Consider the following 562-nt stretch of genomic DNA (forward strand, 5'->3'; position numbering starts at 1 on the left):
TCGTGACTGGGGTGAAGTCGTAACAAGGTAGCCGTATCGGAAGGTGCGGCTGGATCACCTCCTTTCTAGAGTGGCACAAACCTTAATGGTTCGCAGAGCTTCGCTCTGCTCATCAAGCGCCCACGCTTATCGGCTGTTATAAAGTTAAACGAGAAGAGTTTTCGGGGCTGTAGCTCAGCTGGTTAGAGCACCGTGTTGATAACGCGGGGGTCGTTGGTTCGAGTCCAACCAGCCCTACCACGTTATGCGTCGGGGGATTAGCTCAGCTGGGAGAGCACCTGCTTTGCAAGCAGGGGGTCGTCGGTTCGATCCCGTCATCCTCCACCAACTCTCTGTTCACTGCATTTATGTAAGGCACAAGCTTTAGATAAGTGTAGTTCTCGTTCTTTAACAATCTGGAAGAAGTAAAGTTTTCTTTAAGCGTGTAGCTGGTCTAACGATCAGATGCACACTTAGGGTAGTAATCTGTATGTATCAACAAACATAGTAAGCTGAACTCTTGTCGATATGACGTTCCCTGATACTCATGCAGGGGCCAACGTTATAGGGACAAGTGAATAAG

General features: G+C 48.8%; 2 tRNA genes and 1 rRNA gene. All 3 read left to right on the forward strand.

Annotated elements, in window-relative coordinates:
• Positions 1 to 65 (forward strand): 16S ribosomal RNA (locus tag QPK29_RS33505); the annotation flags it as partial.
• A gap of 98 nt (positions 66 to 163) precedes the next feature.
• A tRNA-Ile gene (locus QPK29_RS33510) sits at positions 164 to 240 on the forward strand.
• Between the two features lie 11 nt (positions 241 to 251).
• Positions 252 to 327 (forward strand) — tRNA-Ala (locus QPK29_RS33515).
• Positions 328 to 562: the final 235 nt, after the last annotated feature.

This window comes from Massilia orientalis, assembly GCF_030411975.2.
GTDB lineage: Bacteria > Pseudomonadota > Gammaproteobacteria > Burkholderiales > Burkholderiaceae_D > Telluria > Telluria orientalis.